Here is a 14,067-nt window from a genome sequence, read left to right as displayed (position 1 = left end):
ACCATCGGCTGTCGGCACGTCCCTTCACGAGCGATCTCAAGCTGATGGCCGGGCCCCGGGCGCGTCCCCAGCGCACCCGGGCCCGGCATTCCGACGGCTACCGGTCCACCCGCTGCGGAGGCAGCTTGTCACCCACCAGGGCGAGGGTCTGGATGGCCGCGAGACCGTACTGGGCCGACGCGTTGGTCGACACGAACGCCGCCTCGTCCACCGGGCGCAGCGCGTTCGGGCCCTCGACCCTGGTGGACCGCCACGGCAGCCCCGGGCCGTAACCGTCCTGACCCGCGAAGAACTCGTTCCACGCCCGCTCGGCCAACGCGGCGTCCCCGGTCCGCGCCGCCGCGTACGCGGTCAGGCGCGAGTGCATCTGGCGGAAGCCGATGTTCCACGAGCCGCCGACCTCGGCCTGCTGCTCCGCCCGCGTCGCGCCGTACAACCGGCAGTACTGCAACCAGGCCCGCTCGAACGCCGGCTGACCCACGAGGTCGATCAGCTCGCTGCAGACCTCCGCCAACCCGAACACCGCCGACAGGTGCGACACGCTCACCTGCACCCGATCGGTGGCGAACCGGCCGGTCTCCAGGTTGTACAACGCCTCCCCGGTGATGAACCCGTTCTTCAGCGCGCCGATGTCCTCGACGGTGCCGAGCAGTTTCTGCCGCGCGACCGGATCACCACCGCGTTCCCACTCGGTCAGCCACGCCGCCGCCAGCGCGCCCCAGTCCGTGCCCAGGCCGACGGCGAGCGCCTTCGGGTCCGGCGTGTACGGCTCGGTCCGGATCTTGCGCAGCGGGTCGAGGGCGACGAACGTGCGGTCCGCGTCGACCAGCTCGCGCAGCAGGTCGCCGACCCGTTCGTCGGCGGTGAGGAAGTAGTAGAACCGCCGGTTCGCGGCGGTGCTGATGCGCAGCTGCTTCGCGCTGCACCCCCAGTGCAGGACGTTGTGCCTGGTGCCGAGGTCCTTCCACTGGCCGAGGTGGTAGACGTCGACCTCGCCGGTGTGCCGGGTCATCGCCTCGGCCATCCGGAACACGTCCGCCCGCCCGCTGCGCAGGTAGGCGTACCAGAGCCACAGGTCGGTGGACAGCTCCGAGTTGTCCCACGCGTAACCGCCGACGTCGTACCGCCACTGGTGCCGGTCCGTGTCGTAGGTGTGCATCACGTCGCCGTAGTTCCAGAACCCGTACCAGCGGCGCTGCTCCACCTGGTCGCGGTGGTAGTCGAACAGGAAGTCCAGCCGGTCCTCGATCGCGGCCCGCGCCGGGGTGGAGCGGTCGACCAGCGACCAGTCGCCGAACACGCCCGCGTCCAGCAGGTGCTGCGGCGGCGCGACCAGCAGCGGCGGCGTCTGGACGGCCTGCGACATGGCGGACAGGCTCGCGTCGTCCGGTGTCGAACCGAGCGCCCACAGGGTGAGCTCGCTGGTGCGCGCGACGCCGTACGCGGTGCCGAAGCCCGGTTCGTAGTCCTCGTAGGTGATCTGGAGGCCCTCCAGCTGCTCCGGGAAGGTGTCCATGCCCAGGCCGTCGTGGTAGAAGCGCAGGTCCATCGGCCGGGCGTCCGGCGACCACAGCCAGACCGTCACCTCCGCCTTGTCGCCCGCCGCGCCCCGGACGTCGAGCTGGGTCGGGTGCAGCTGCCAGAAGTTCCGCAGCCCGAACGCCAGGCCGCCGCTCGCGCCGCCGACGTACCCGAAACCGGGCGACCGCCGCCCGGCGTCCACGTCCACCCACGTGTGACCGGGCTTGGTGCGCTTGCGGATCGCGAAACCGTCCGCCGTGAGCTGGCTCAGGCTGTAGTCGCCCCACGCCGGGATGAGGTTCAGCCTGCTGCTGACCCGAGTGTCCCAAGTGGACGTCGGCGGCAGCTTCCGCCCCGCCACCTGCGCGGCCCGGACCGCCGCGCCGGGGTCACGCCGCAGACCGGTGATGCCGCGTACGGCCTCGCGCAGCAGGCCGCCTTCCTCACCGCCGAACCGGATGTGCCGGTCGTACAGCTCGTCCCGCATCGGCACCTCGAACCGGATGCCCAGACCGCGCAGGTAGTCGTCCGCGGTGCCGTCCCACACGAACGTGTGGGTCATCCGGATGCTGTCCGTGCCGGCGAAGAAGTAGAACCGGACGGTGAACGGCAGCCACTCGCGCCGTCTCGTCACACCCCGGTGCACGCCGTCGATGCGCAGCACGGCCCGCACCGGACCGCTCTGCTCCACGATGACGTTGCGCACCGCGCTGACGAACTTCTCCCGCCGCGCGCTGCCGGTGTCCTCGTCCTCGTCGTGGTCCTGCCGCAGTGCCACCAGGTGCCCGCGCTGCACCACGGGCTGGCCGTTGCGGACGATCCGCTCGATCAGCTCCGCGCCGCTCTTGCGCACGGTCACCTCGATGACGCCGGTGTCGACGACGACGTGCCCGTGCTTGTCGTCCACCTTGATGGCCTGCGCCGGGGCTTGTGCCGGGCCGGGTTCCAGCCGGTAGCCGTCGGCGGCGGTCGGTCCGCTGATCGCGTGCGCGCTCCACTTCAGCGAGCCGTCCGGCCAGACACCCGTGGTCCACGTCTGCACCGGCACCTGCTCGCCGGAGGCGGTGGTCAGGGAGAACGTCTGGTCCCTGGGGAACGCGCCGCGCGGCCACGGGACGCCCCACGTGGTGCCCGCGTGCGTGGCCGGTGCGCCGCCTTCGAGCCAGCCGAGCGCGGCCTGGCGCGGCGGGTCCGCAGCCGCCGCGTGCGCGCTGCCCACGCCGAACGGGAGCCCGTACGCGGCGCCCGCGGCCGCGACGCCACCCAGGAAGGTCCGACGGTTCACCTGTGCCATCAAAATCTCCTCGTCGAGATGCAGGGAAAGCGCTTTCCGGCCGTGTACGAGCACTGCACCACCACCGACGACCGCCGTCAAGCGCCGACGGCGGTCGTCGAGTGCGGTCGTCGAGTGCGGTCAGCCGATCCGGTCGCCGACCACCTGGAGTTCGTTGATGCCGAGGAACCCGGTCGACGTCCCCGGTGCCCGGCTGGTCATGGTGATCCGGACCTCCGTCGTGGCCACCGGGTCGAACGTGATGGTGCTCGGCTGGTCCGCCGCGGTCGCCCAGTCGACCCGGACGTTCGACGCGGACACCCACGCGGTGCCGTTCCAGTGCGCCACCTCGACCGAGGCGGGCAGCTGGTGGGAGCCGTCCACGGTGAAGTACGACGTCGCGCCCGTGACCGTCCGCGCCTCCGGCAACGCCACCGACACCCAGTCGCTCGCGTGCGCCGAGGACACGGCGGGCAGCACCTGCGTCGCCTGCTTGGCGTAGGAGTTCGACCACCGGGTGGTCATGTCACCGTCCACCATCGCCGAGGGCAACGTGGTCGGCCTGCCGCTGTAACTGGCGTCCACGGGGCTGGAGAGGTCCGGCGGCGCGGGCGCGAACACCGGTGCCGCACCGACCGGTCCCCTGGTACCGGCCCAGGTGGCGAGCACGGTCGTGCGGCCCGACCGCAGACCGGGCGACGTAGCCTTGACCGTGATGGGCCCGGTCCGCCCGTCCGACTGGACGATCGCCAGCACCTTGCCGTGGAACGCGGTCATGCCGTCCGCCTTGTACGGCTCCACGCTCTCCGGCCGCCCGTTGTCCACACCGACCACCCTGCCGCCGGTGACGGAGAACGTGACCTTGTTGTCCGCACTCGGCACGACCACGCCGTTCTTGTCCACCACGTCGGCGGTGATGTAGGTCAGCGACTTGCCGTCGGCCTTGACCACCTTGCGGTCCGCCGTCAGCTTCACCGCGTCCGCCGCACCGGCCGTGCGCACGGCGTCCCGCGCGACCTCCTTGCCGTCCTTGCGCGCCACCGCGACGAGCTCACCCGGCGCGAACGGCACGGTCCACGTCAGGTGGAGCTTGCCCGCGCTGCCGTTGGGGCTGGTGTAGCTGCCGGGGAACGGGCCGGTGGTGACGTTCTTGTCGTCGCCGGACGGCTCGGTCGTCTCCAGGTACTCCTTGCCGTACGTGGTCGTCTTGCGGTCGAACTTCCGCACGCCGAGCGACTTGCCGTTCAGGAACAGCTCGACGGTGTCCACATTGGCGTACGCCCACACCTGCACCGGATCGCCCAACTCGTGGTCGGTCCAGTTCATCGGGACCACGTGCACCATCGGGTCGGTCGTCCACTGGCTCTTGAACAGGTAGTAGAGGTCCTTCGGGAAGCCCGCCGTGTCCATCGCGCCGAAGTGCGACGTCCGCACCGGGAACACGCCGTCGAACGGCGTCGGCTCGCCGATGTAGTCCATGCCCGACCACAGGAACTGGCCGAGGAAGAACTTGCGGTCCCGGTCCTTCTTCAACCCGTACTCGCCGCTCAACGTCCACGACGCCATGTTGTTGTCGTACGACGACGCCTCCCGCTTGCCGGGCGTGTAGTTCTCACCGGTGTTGACCAGCAGCGGGTCCTGGTACGAGCCGCGAGTGGACGTCGAGGACGACGACTCCGACTCGAAGATGAACTTGTCCGGGTACTTGGCGTGCAACGCGTCCACCGAGCCCGCGGTGTTGTAGTTGAGGCCGAGGCCGTCCAACGAGCGCAGGATCTGGTCCGGGCCCGAACCGTCGGCGGGCACCCGGCGGTACGCGTCCGAGCCGAACACCACCGGGCGGCTGGTGTCGATCGACCTGATGTCGGCGGCCAGGCGCTTCGCGGTGTCCGGGCCGAACGGGACCGAGTGGAAGTCCGGGATCTCGTTGCCGACCGACCACAGCACGACGGCGGGGGAGTTCTTCGCCGCGTTCACCATCTCCTTGATGTCCGCGCCGCTGTTGGCCTCGAAGAACCGGCCGTAGTCGTAGCGGATCTTGGGCCTGCGCCAGGTGTCGAACGCCTCGACCATCATCACGATGCCCAGTTCCTCGCAGATCTCGACCTGCTCGGGCGTGGGCGGGTTGTGCGAAGTGCGGAAGGCGTTGACGCCCATGTCCTTCATCAGCTTCATCTGGCGGACCAACGCGTCCCGGTTGACGGCGGACCCGAGCGCGCCCTGGTCGTGGTGCAGGTCCACGCCCTGGATCTTGTGGTACTCGCCGTTGACGAAGAAGCCCTCGTTCGCGTCGAACCGGACCCAGCGGAAGCCGAACCGGGTGCTGGTGGTGTCGACGCGCCTGCCCGCCACCGTCACCTCGGTCTCCAAGGTGTAGAGGTACGGGTTCGCCATCGACCACAGGGTGGGCCTGGGCACCCGGACGTCGGACTCGGCGGTCGGCGCGGTCACCGCCGAGCGGTGGCGTGCCACGACGCGGCCGGCGGCGTCCTTGACGCGGTACGACACGGCGACGTCCCCGGCATCGGCCCCGTTGACCACGTCGGTGCGGACGTGCGCGGTGGCGAAGCCGGACTTCACCTCCTGCTCCACGTTCGGCGTCGTCACGAACGTGCCGTGCCGGGCGACGTGCACCGGGTCGGTGACGACCAGCTCGACGTGCCGGTAGATGCCGCTGCCGGAGTACCAGCGGCTGCTCGGCAGCTTGTTGCGCACCTTCACCGCGACCACGTTCGGCGTCTTGCCGTCGGTGTGCGCCAACGGGGTCAGGTCGACCGCGAAACCCGTGTAGCCGTACGGGTGCGCGGTCACCAGCGTGCCGTTGAGGTAGACCTCGGAGTCCATGTAGACGCCGTCGAAGTCCAGCGAGACCTTCTTGCCCGCGGTCGAGCGCGGCAGCGTGAACGTCTTGCGGTACCAGCCGAGGCCGCCGGGGAAGTAGCCGGTGTTGCTGCCCGCCGCGGGCGTCATGGCCTGCTCGATCGACCAGTCGTGCGGCAGGTCGAGCGCGCGCCACGACGAGTCGTCGAAGCCCGGCTCGTCCGCGTCGGCGTACGCCGGGTCTTCGTCGCCGGTGGTGTTGGCCAGGGCGAACTTCCACGACCCGTCGAAGTTCTCGCTGCGGGTCGGGTGCGCCGCGGCGGCCGGGTCGCCGGTCGCGGCGGGAGCCTGCACGAGGCCCGACGCCAGCAGGAGCGCGACGGCCGCCGCCACGCCTGCCCGGAACAAACGACTGTGTCTGTCCACCGAAATCCTCGTCTCCCCGGAACTCAACAACACCGATCAGAGAAGTTCTTAGAGCAACAGAACGCCACAGGATGCTGCCGCCGGCGCAGGTGGCTGTCAATAGCCCTGCCAGGTCCCGAAGACGGCCTGAAGCCATTGAGACACAAGGCTTGCGCAGCACGCGCCCCCGTGCTGGTAAGCGTTTACCGCGTGGCGGCGCGACCGAGGGTGCTCTGCCGGGCGATCAGCCGGTGCGCGGCGCGGACCTCTATTCCGGGCAACGGCTCGGTGCTGCCGATGCGCTTGAGCAGCCGGTCCACCGCCGTCGTCGCGATGGCGTCCTTGTCCGGTGAGATCGTGCTGATCGCCGGGTTGGAGTAGCGGCCTTCCTCGATGTCGTCGTAGCCGATCAGCGCGATGTCCTCGGGGACCCGCAGCCCGCGTTCCAGCACCTCGTGCAACGCGCCGAGCGCCACCGGGTCGTTGTAGCCGAAGACGGCGTCCGGCGGGTCGTCCCGGTCGAGCAGCGCCCGCATGGCCGCCGCGCCGTCCGAGCGGTTGAACCGGTGCGTCTGGACGATCAGCGACTCGTCCACCGGCAGACCGGCCTCCGCGTGGGCCTGCCGGTAGCCGAGCGTGCGCAGCTGCGCCGCCTCGCCGGTCGGGTACGGCTGGTCGCCGATGGCCGCGATCCGGCGCCTGCCGAGGCCGATCAGGTGCGCGGTGGCCTCACGGGACGCCGCGACGTCGTCGATGCCGACGTGGTCGAAGAAGGCGTTGGACGACCGCTCGCCGAGCAGGACCAGCGGGAACGTCGGGTCGCTCTCGGCCAGGTCCTCCTGCGCCAGCCCGAGCGGGCTGTAGATCATCCCGTCGAACAGGACCGCCCGCGCGCCGCGCCGGATCAGCTCGCGCTCGTGCGTCGGGTCGCCGTCGGTCTGGTCGATCAGCACGTGGTAGCCGCGTTCCCGTGCGCAGGGGATGATCGCCTGCAGCAGCTCCGAGAAGTACGGCACGTCCAGGAACGGCACCACCACGGCGATCTGCCCGGACCGGCCGTTCGCGAGGTTGCGGGCCAGCACGTTGGGCCGGTAGCCCAACTCCTTGATCGCCTTCTCCACCTTTTCCCGGGTGTGCTCGGTGACCGGCGCGTAGCCGTTGACCACGTTCGACACCGTCCGCGCGGACACCCCCGCCAGCTCGGCAACGTCACGCAGCGTGGCGTCACGCATCGGCTTTCCTCCGTTGGACCGGCGCGGCGGCCCCACCGCTGCAGCGCTGCAGAGAGTGTGCGCTCCAGCCTCTCCCACGGCAAGACCGACTTGTCCGGAGGCGTCGAGGCGGCCGAAGATCTCGTTTGGATTAACTTCAGGTGAGGTCTTGCAGCGCAGCAAAACCCAGGCCATAGTCCTCTGCAGCGCAGCAATACCCGGTGCCACGGCGGCAGCACGGTCGGTTTCCCCCGAACCCGTCGGCCGTGGCGCAGCACCCCGACCGACCTCAACGGCACCAGTTCGCGCCTCGTGGGGTCGCCGCTCACCCTTCACCGTCTCGATCACGCTCCGTGATGGCGGTCGCGCATGCCCTGACGCATGCCGCGACGGAAAGGCGCTACTCATGCTCGGCACCAACTGGTTGGCAAAAGTCAGGATGGCGAAACTCGGCCGAGCCCTCGCCGTCTGCGGCCTGCTCGCGGTCGCCGCCTGCGGCGGGGCCGCCGGCGAGGACGACGGCCCCGTGCGCGTGTCGGTCTGGGCCTGGTACCCGGAGTTCAAGGGCGTGGTCGAGGCGTTCAACGCCTCCCACACCGACATCCAGGTCGACTGGACCAACGTCGGCACCGGCCCGGACCAGTACGCCAAGCTCAAAACGGCGTTCACCGCGGGCAAGGGCGCGCCGGACGTGGCGATGGTCGAGTTCCAGCAGATCCCGACGTTCGTCATCCTCGACGCCCTGGTCGACATGGGCGAGCACGGCGCCAACGAGGACAAGGACATCTACGCCGAGTGGGCGTGGAGCCAGGCCACCGACGGCGAGAAGGTCTACGCGATCCCGGTCGACGGCGGCCCGATGGCGTTGATGTACCGCAAGGACCTCTTCGACCAGCACGGCATCCCGGTGCCGACCACCTGGGCGGAGTACGCCGACGCCGCGGCGAAGATCAAGGCCGTCGATCCCGCCGCCTACATCGCCAGTTTCGGCAGTGACGGCGGCTGGCTCAACGGGCTGATGTGGCAGGCGGGCTGCCGCCCGTACGGCTACTCGCAGGCCAAGGCCAAGGACGAAGTGAAGATCAACCTGACCGCGCCCGAGTGCGAGAAGGTCGTCGACCTGTACGGCGACATGGTGGACAAGGGCCTGATGGCCCAGGACAAGTTCTTCACCGCCGACGCCACCGCCGCGCTGGACTCCGGCAAGTACTGGACCTGGGCCGCGGCCGGCTGGACCCCCGGTTACGTCGCGGGCTCGCTCAAGAACACGGCGGGCAAGTGGGCGGTCGCGCCGATGCCGCAGTGGACCGCGGGCGCCGACGAGCAGGGCGACTGGGGCGGCTCGACGTTCACCGTGACCAAGCAGGCCAAGAACCCGAAGGCGGCGACCACGGTGGCCCGCGAGCTGTTCGGCCGCTCGAAGGCCGCCTGGGACATCGGCCTGAACAAGGCGTTCCTCTACCCGCTGGTCAAGGACGTCGCGGCGGACCCGGCGTTCACCGGCAAGGCGTACGAGTTCTTCAACGGCCAGAAGGTGAACGAGATCTTCGTGCCGGTGTCGGAGAAGCTGGGCGAGTTCCAGTACACGCCGTTCCAGGACTTCGTCTTCAAGGACCTGAACGACCGCACCGCCGAGGCGATGTCGGGCGGCAGGGAGTGGAGCACGGTGCTGGAGGAGACGCAGAAGAACGTCGTCGCGTACGCCGAGAAGCAGGGCTTCAAGGTCAGCCGGTAGCGCACTCGCGGCCTGCCGCGGCCCTCCAGTCGCGGCAGGCCCGACCCACCCCCTATCCCAGGAGGTTCCCCCGTGACCCGGTCCATGCCGATCACGGCACCCGAGGCGGCCACCGATCCGCCGACACCCCGCGTCCCGGACGAGAGCCGGTCACGGCGGAGGTCGCGCCGGGTCACCGCGCACCCGGTGGCCGGCGCCCTGTTCGTCCTGCCGTTCTTCCTCGTCGTCGTCGCGTTCCTGATCGTGCCGCTGGGGTACGCGTTCTGGCTCAGCCTGTCCAGCAAGAGCCTCGCCCTCGGCACCCGGTTCAGCGGTGTCGACAACTACGTGCGCGCGTTCACCGACCCGGTGCTGCTGGACGGCCTGCTGCGGGTCGTCCTCTTCGGACTCGTGCAGATCCCCATCATGCTCGGCATCGCGCTGGCCGGGGCGTTGACGCTCGACGCCGTCACGACGAAGTTCGCCCTGGCGTTCCGGCTCATCGCGTTCATGCCCTACGCCGTGCCCGCCGTCGTCGGCGCGCTCATGTGGGGCTTCCTGTACAGCCGCACGTTCGGCCCGTTCGCGGACCTGCCGACGCTCGTCGGCGGCGATCCGATCGACTTCTTCAGCTCCTCGCTGCTGCTGCTGTCGCTCGGCAACATCGTGACGTGGGCGTGGACCGGCTACAACATGATCATCCTGTACTCGGCGTTGCAGGGCGTGCCCCGGGAGATGTACGAGGCGGCGGTGATCGACGGCGCCACGCCGGTGCAGATCGCGTTGCGGGTCAAGGTGCCCGCCATCAAGCAGGCCATCTCGCTGGCCGCGATCTTCACCGTCATCGGCACCATGCAGTTCTTCACCGAACCGGCGATCATGGCCCGGTTCGCGCCGCAGATCTCGGCCGGCTACACGCCCAACCTCTACGCCTACAACCAGGCGTTCGCCTACTCGGACTTCCACTACTCGGCCGCGCTGTCGTTCGCGCTCGGCTTCCTGGTGTTCGTGGTGGCCTACGCGTTCGTGTTCGTCAACCGGAGGCGGGGTGCGCGCTCGTGACCGTCGGCGGAGCTGACAACCGGACCAAGGCGAACACCCGGCTCCCGCACCTGCTCATGGGTGTCGGCATCCTCTACTTCCTGGTCCCGCTGCTGTGGGTGGTCATCGCGGCCACCAAGAGCCAGCCGGACCTGCTCGACAGCCCGGCGCTGTGGTTCGCCGAGTTCAACCTGTTCGAGAACATCCGGCAGTTGTTCCGCGAGGACGACGGCGTGTACGGCCAGTGGCTGCTCAACACGGCCCTGTACTCCGGGCTCAGCGCTTTGGGTGCGACCGCGCTGGCCGCCGGCGCGGGCTACGGGCTGGCCCGGTTCTCGTTCCCGGGCAAGCGGTTGTTCGAGACCGGGCTGCTCGGCATGATCATGGTGCCGGCCACCGCGCTGGTGCTGCCGACCTACCTGATCCTGTCCGAACTGGAGATCGTGGACACGATGTGGGCGGTCATCCTGCCGTCCCTGCTCAGCCCGTTCGGCGCGTACCTCGTCCGGGTGTACGTGGCCGAGAGCGTGCCGGTGGAGCTGATCGACGCCGCGCGCATCGACCGGGCGGGCGAGCTGCGCATCTTCTGGCAGATCGCGGTGCCGATGATGCGCCCCGCGATCGTCACCGTCTTCCTGTTCACCCTGGTCGCGACGTGGAACAACTACTTCCTGCCGCTGGTGATGCTGAGCGACTCCGACCTCTACCCCCTTACCGTGGGGTTGACCACCTGGTTCAACACCGCGCAGCAAGAGGCCGGTACGCGAATGCTGTTCAACCTCGTCGTGACCGGCTCACTGCTGGCCATCGTCCCGCTCGTCGTCGCCTTCGTCCTGCTGCAGCGCTTCTGGCGCAGCGGCGCGGCCGCAGGCGCCCTGAAGTAGGAGAACCGTGCTTAAGGCATCCCTGGCCCTCAGCCCCGACTACGTCATCGCGCCGGTGCGACGCCGGCTCTTCGGGTCGTTCGTCGAGCACATGGGCCGCTGTGTGTACACCGGCATCTACGAACCCGGCCACCCCACCGCCGACGAGGACGGTTTCCGGGGTGACGTGCTGGAACTGACCCGTGAGATGGGGGTCGAACTGGTCCGCTACCCCGGCGGCAACTTCGTGTCCGGCTACCGGTGGGAGGACGGCGTCGGCCCGGCCGCCGAGCGTCCCGTCCGCCGCGACCTCGCGTGGCACAGCATCGAGACCAACGCGGTCGGCATCGACGAGTTCGTCCGCTGGGCGCGCAAGGCCGACGTCGAGGTCATGTACGCGGTGAACCTCGGCACGCGTGGGGTGGCCGAGGCGCTCGACGTGCACGAGTACATGAACCACGAAGGCGGCACGCACCTGTCGGAGCTGCGCCGGGCCAACGGGTCGAAGGCGCCGCACGGCGTGAAGCTGTGGTGCCTGGGCAACGAGCTGGACGGCCCGTGGCAGCTCGGCCACAAGACCGCGCACGAGTACGGCCGGCTGGCCGTCGAGACGGCCAGGGCGTTGCGGCAGGCCGAGCCGGGGCTGGAACTGGTGGCGTGCGGCAGTTCGAGTTCGTCCATGCCGACGTTCGGCGAGTGGGAGTCCACCGTGCTGGAGTTGGCGTACAACGAGGTGGACCACATCTCGCTGCACGCCTACTACGAGGTGATCGACGGTGACGTGGACAGCTTCCTCGCCTCGGCGTTGGACATGGACTACTTCATCGACAGCGTGGTGGCCACGGCGGACGCGGTCGGCGCGCGGCTGAAGAGCGACAAGCGGATCACGTTGTCGTTCGACGAGTGGAACGTCTGGTACATGAAGCGGTTCCAGGACTCGCCGCGCACCGAGTGGGAGACCGCACCCCGGGTCATCGAGGACCAGTACGACGTGACCGACGCCGTGGTCGTCGGCAACCTGCTGATCTCGTTGCTGCGCCACAGCGACCGGGTGGCGGTGGCGTGCCAGGCGCAGTTGGTCAACGTGATCGCGCCGATCCGCAGCGAGCCGGGCGGCCCGGCGTGGCGGCAGACGACCTTCCACCCGTTCGCGTTGACCTCGCGGTTGGCGCGGGGGCAGGTGCTGCGGGTGGAGACGTCCTCGCCGACGTACTCGACCAAGCGCTTCGGTGACGTCCCCGTCGTCGACGCGGTGGCCACGCATGACCCCGAAACGGGTGACACGGTGGTGTTCGTGGTGAACCGGCACCGCTCGGAGCCGGTGGACCTCCGGGTCGGGCTGGCGGCGTTCGGCGAGGTCACGGTGGCCGAGGCGTGGACGGTGCACGACGAGGACGGTTCGGCGACCAACACCGAAACCGACCCGGACCGCGTCGTCCCGCAGCCGCAGACGGCCGACATCACCGACGGCGAACTCCACGTCGTCCTGCCGCCCGTGTCGTGGACCGCCGTCCGCCTCACCGATCGCTAGCCCTCCACTCCGGACACCGCGAGCCACCCGCCGGCTCGCGGTGTCCGGAAGGCTGTCAGCCATGATCACCCGTGAGTTGTTGCTGATCGGCGGTGGCGCGGGCGTGGGGAAGTCCAGCGTCGGCTGGGAGGTCTCCCAACTGCTGCAAAGCCGCGAAACCGCGCACTGCTTCGTGGAGGGCGACTTCCTGGACCAGATCCACCCGGCGCCCGCCGACGACCCCCACCGCACCGCGATCACCGAACGCAACCTGGCGGCGATCTGGTCCAACTACGCCGCCCTGGGCCAACACCGCCTCGTCTACACGAACACGGTGAGCGTGCTGGAGGAACCGATGCTCCGGCGCGCCATGGGAGCAGGCCCGATCCGGTCCACCTGCGTCCTGCTCACCGCCACCGAGCCGACGATCCGCGAACGCCTCGCGCGCCGCGAGATCGGCTCACAGTTGGGGTCGCACATCGAGCGGAGCCTCGCGATGGCCCGCGTGCTGGACGAGGAAGCCCCGGCCCACACCGCCCGCGTCCCGACGGACGGCAAGTCGGTCGAGGAGATCGCCCACGAGGTCCTGCACGCCGCCGCCTGGTGACTCACCCGCTACGGGTGTTTACGGGAGGGAAGGTGGCAGGTCGAAGGCCGGGAAGTGCTCGGGCCCCACGAACGCCGTGATCTCCGAGATCAGCTCGTCCCGCAGCGTCAGCACGTCGATCGACCAGGCCAGGAACGCCCCGGCCTCCTCGTTCCACAAGTAGGCCGCCACGGCGGGCTGGCCGTTGGCGCTCGTCGCGACGTGCCGCCACGGCGGGCAGCTGGTCAGCGGCACGCGCACGGCGAAGTCGGTGACCGCCTCGATGCCGTGGTACCAGTGCGGCAGCGGCGGCATCGACCAGGTGACGTCCTCGGTCAGCAGCGCGACCAGCGCGTCGGCGTCGCCGCGTTCCATCGCGGCGGAGAAGTCGGCCACGACCTGCCGCGTGCGGGCGTCGCCGATCCGGCGCAACGTCTGCTGCTGCGTGCGCGAAGGCACCTTCTCCGCGACGATCCGGCGGGCCCGCGCCAACGCCGAGTTCACCGACGTGGTCGAGGTGTTCATCATGGCGGCGATCTCGGCCGCCGAGAAACCCAGCACCTCGAACAGCAACAACGCCGCCCGCTGGTTGCCCGGCAGGTGCTGCAACGCCGCGACGAACGCCAGCTCGACCGCCTCGCGCTGCGCATAACGCCCATCCGGCCCGCCGTCACCGAGACCCGCGTCGGGGTACGGCCCGAGCCAGGCGACGTCGACCAGCGGCGCGTTCCCGACCACCGTTCGTTCACTGGACGGCCCCAGGTCGACGGGCAGGGCACGCCGACCCCGGCTCTCCACGGTGTCCAGGCACGTCCGCGTGGCCACGGTGTACAGCCACGACCGCAGCGAGCTGCGCCCCTCGAAGCGGGCCAGCCCGCGCCACGCCCGGAGCAGGGCGTCCTGGAGCGCGTCGTCGGCGTCGTGCGTGGAGCCGAGCATGCGGTAGCAGTGGGCGTGCAGTTCCCGGCGCAGCGGTTCCACCAGACGGGTGAACGCGTCACCGTCACCCTCGCGCGCCCGCGCCAGGTCGGGCTCCGCGGCGCGGTCCGCGGACCGCGCCGAAAAAACTTCGCTCACGAGCGACGATTCTGCCCCACCCCGGGAGTCACTTCCTGCGATCGAG

Annotated in this window: 9 protein-coding genes; 5 read left to right on the top strand and 4 right to left on the bottom strand. The window is 69.9% G+C overall.

Going from position 1 to position 14,067, the window contains the following annotated elements; genetic code table 11:
* Positions 1–97 precede the first annotated feature (97 nt).
* The 3 genes from FM051_RS16465 to FM051_RS16455 all read right to left on the bottom strand — a co-directional run bounded on the left by FM051_RS16465 (position 98) and on the right by FM051_RS16455 (position 7,251).
* A complete protein-coding gene (locus FM051_RS16465) occupies positions 98–2,815 on the bottom strand; it encodes an exo-rhamnogalacturonan lyase family protein (protein ID WP_158843817.1) in 2,718 nt (905 codons plus the stop codon).
* A 120-nt stretch (positions 2,816–2,935) separates the two neighbouring features.
* On the bottom strand, positions 2,936–6,040 hold the full coding sequence (locus tag FM051_RS16460) for a glycoside hydrolase family 2 TIM barrel-domain containing protein (RefSeq protein ID WP_238412429.1): 3,105 nt from the start codon (positions 6,038–6,040) through the stop codon (positions 2,936–2,938).
* Positions 6,041–6,222: 182 nt separating this feature from the next.
* Entirely contained in the window at positions 6,223–7,251 is a 1,029-nt protein-coding gene (locus FM051_RS16455; RefSeq protein WP_158843816.1) for a LacI family DNA-binding transcriptional regulator, read from the bottom strand.
* A gap of 385 nt (positions 7,252–7,636) precedes the next feature.
* Between FM051_RS16455 and FM051_RS16450 the strand changes: the two genes are divergently transcribed.
* The 5 genes from FM051_RS16450 to FM051_RS16430 all read left to right on the top strand — a co-directional run bounded on the left by FM051_RS16450 (position 7,637) and on the right by FM051_RS16430 (position 12,965).
* Positions 7,637–8,965, top strand: a complete 1,329-nt coding sequence (locus FM051_RS16450; RefSeq protein ID WP_158843815.1) for an ABC transporter substrate-binding protein — start codon at positions 7,637–7,639, stop codon at positions 8,963–8,965.
* 72 nt (positions 8,966–9,037) lie between these two features.
* The gene (locus tag FM051_RS16445) at positions 9,038–10,006 is read left to right on the top strand and encodes a carbohydrate ABC transporter permease (protein ID WP_238412428.1); all 969 of its coding nucleotides are present in this window, start codon (positions 9,038–9,040) and stop codon (positions 10,004–10,006) included.
* Positions 10,003–10,869 carry a carbohydrate ABC transporter permease gene (locus FM051_RS16440; RefSeq protein ID WP_238412427.1) on the top strand — a complete coding sequence of 289 codons (867 nt, stop codon included), beginning with the start codon at positions 10,003–10,005 and terminating at the stop codon, positions 10,867–10,869. Before FM051_RS16445 ends, FM051_RS16440 begins: the two co-directional genes overlap by 4 nt.
* Positions 10,870–10,876: 7 nt before the next feature.
* Positions 10,877–12,379: an arabinosylfuranosidase ArfA gene (gene arfA / locus FM051_RS16435; RefSeq protein ID WP_158843814.1), complete on the top strand. Its 1,503-nt coding sequence runs from the start codon at positions 10,877–10,879 to the stop codon at positions 12,377–12,379.
* Positions 12,380–12,440: 61 nt separating this feature from the next.
* Positions 12,441–12,965 carry a nucleoside/nucleotide kinase family protein gene (locus FM051_RS16430; protein ID WP_158843813.1) on the top strand — a complete coding sequence of 175 codons (525 nt, stop codon included), beginning with the start codon at positions 12,441–12,443 and terminating at the stop codon, positions 12,963–12,965.
* An 18-nt stretch (positions 12,966–12,983) separates the two neighbouring features.
* Here the strand turns inward: FM051_RS16430 and FM051_RS16425 are convergent, their stop codons facing one another.
* On the bottom strand, positions 12,984–14,021 hold the full coding sequence (locus FM051_RS16425) for a sigma-70 family RNA polymerase sigma factor (RefSeq protein WP_202918864.1): 1,038 nt from the start codon (positions 14,019–14,021) through the stop codon (positions 12,984–12,986).
* Positions 14,022–14,067 lie beyond the last annotated feature (46 nt).

The sequence above is a fragment of the Saccharothrix deserti genome (assembly GCF_009769385.1).
GTDB lineage: Bacteria > Actinomycetota > Actinomycetes > Mycobacteriales > Pseudonocardiaceae > Actinosynnema > Actinosynnema deserti.
This window is presented reverse-complemented; position numbering and strand designations above follow the sequence as displayed.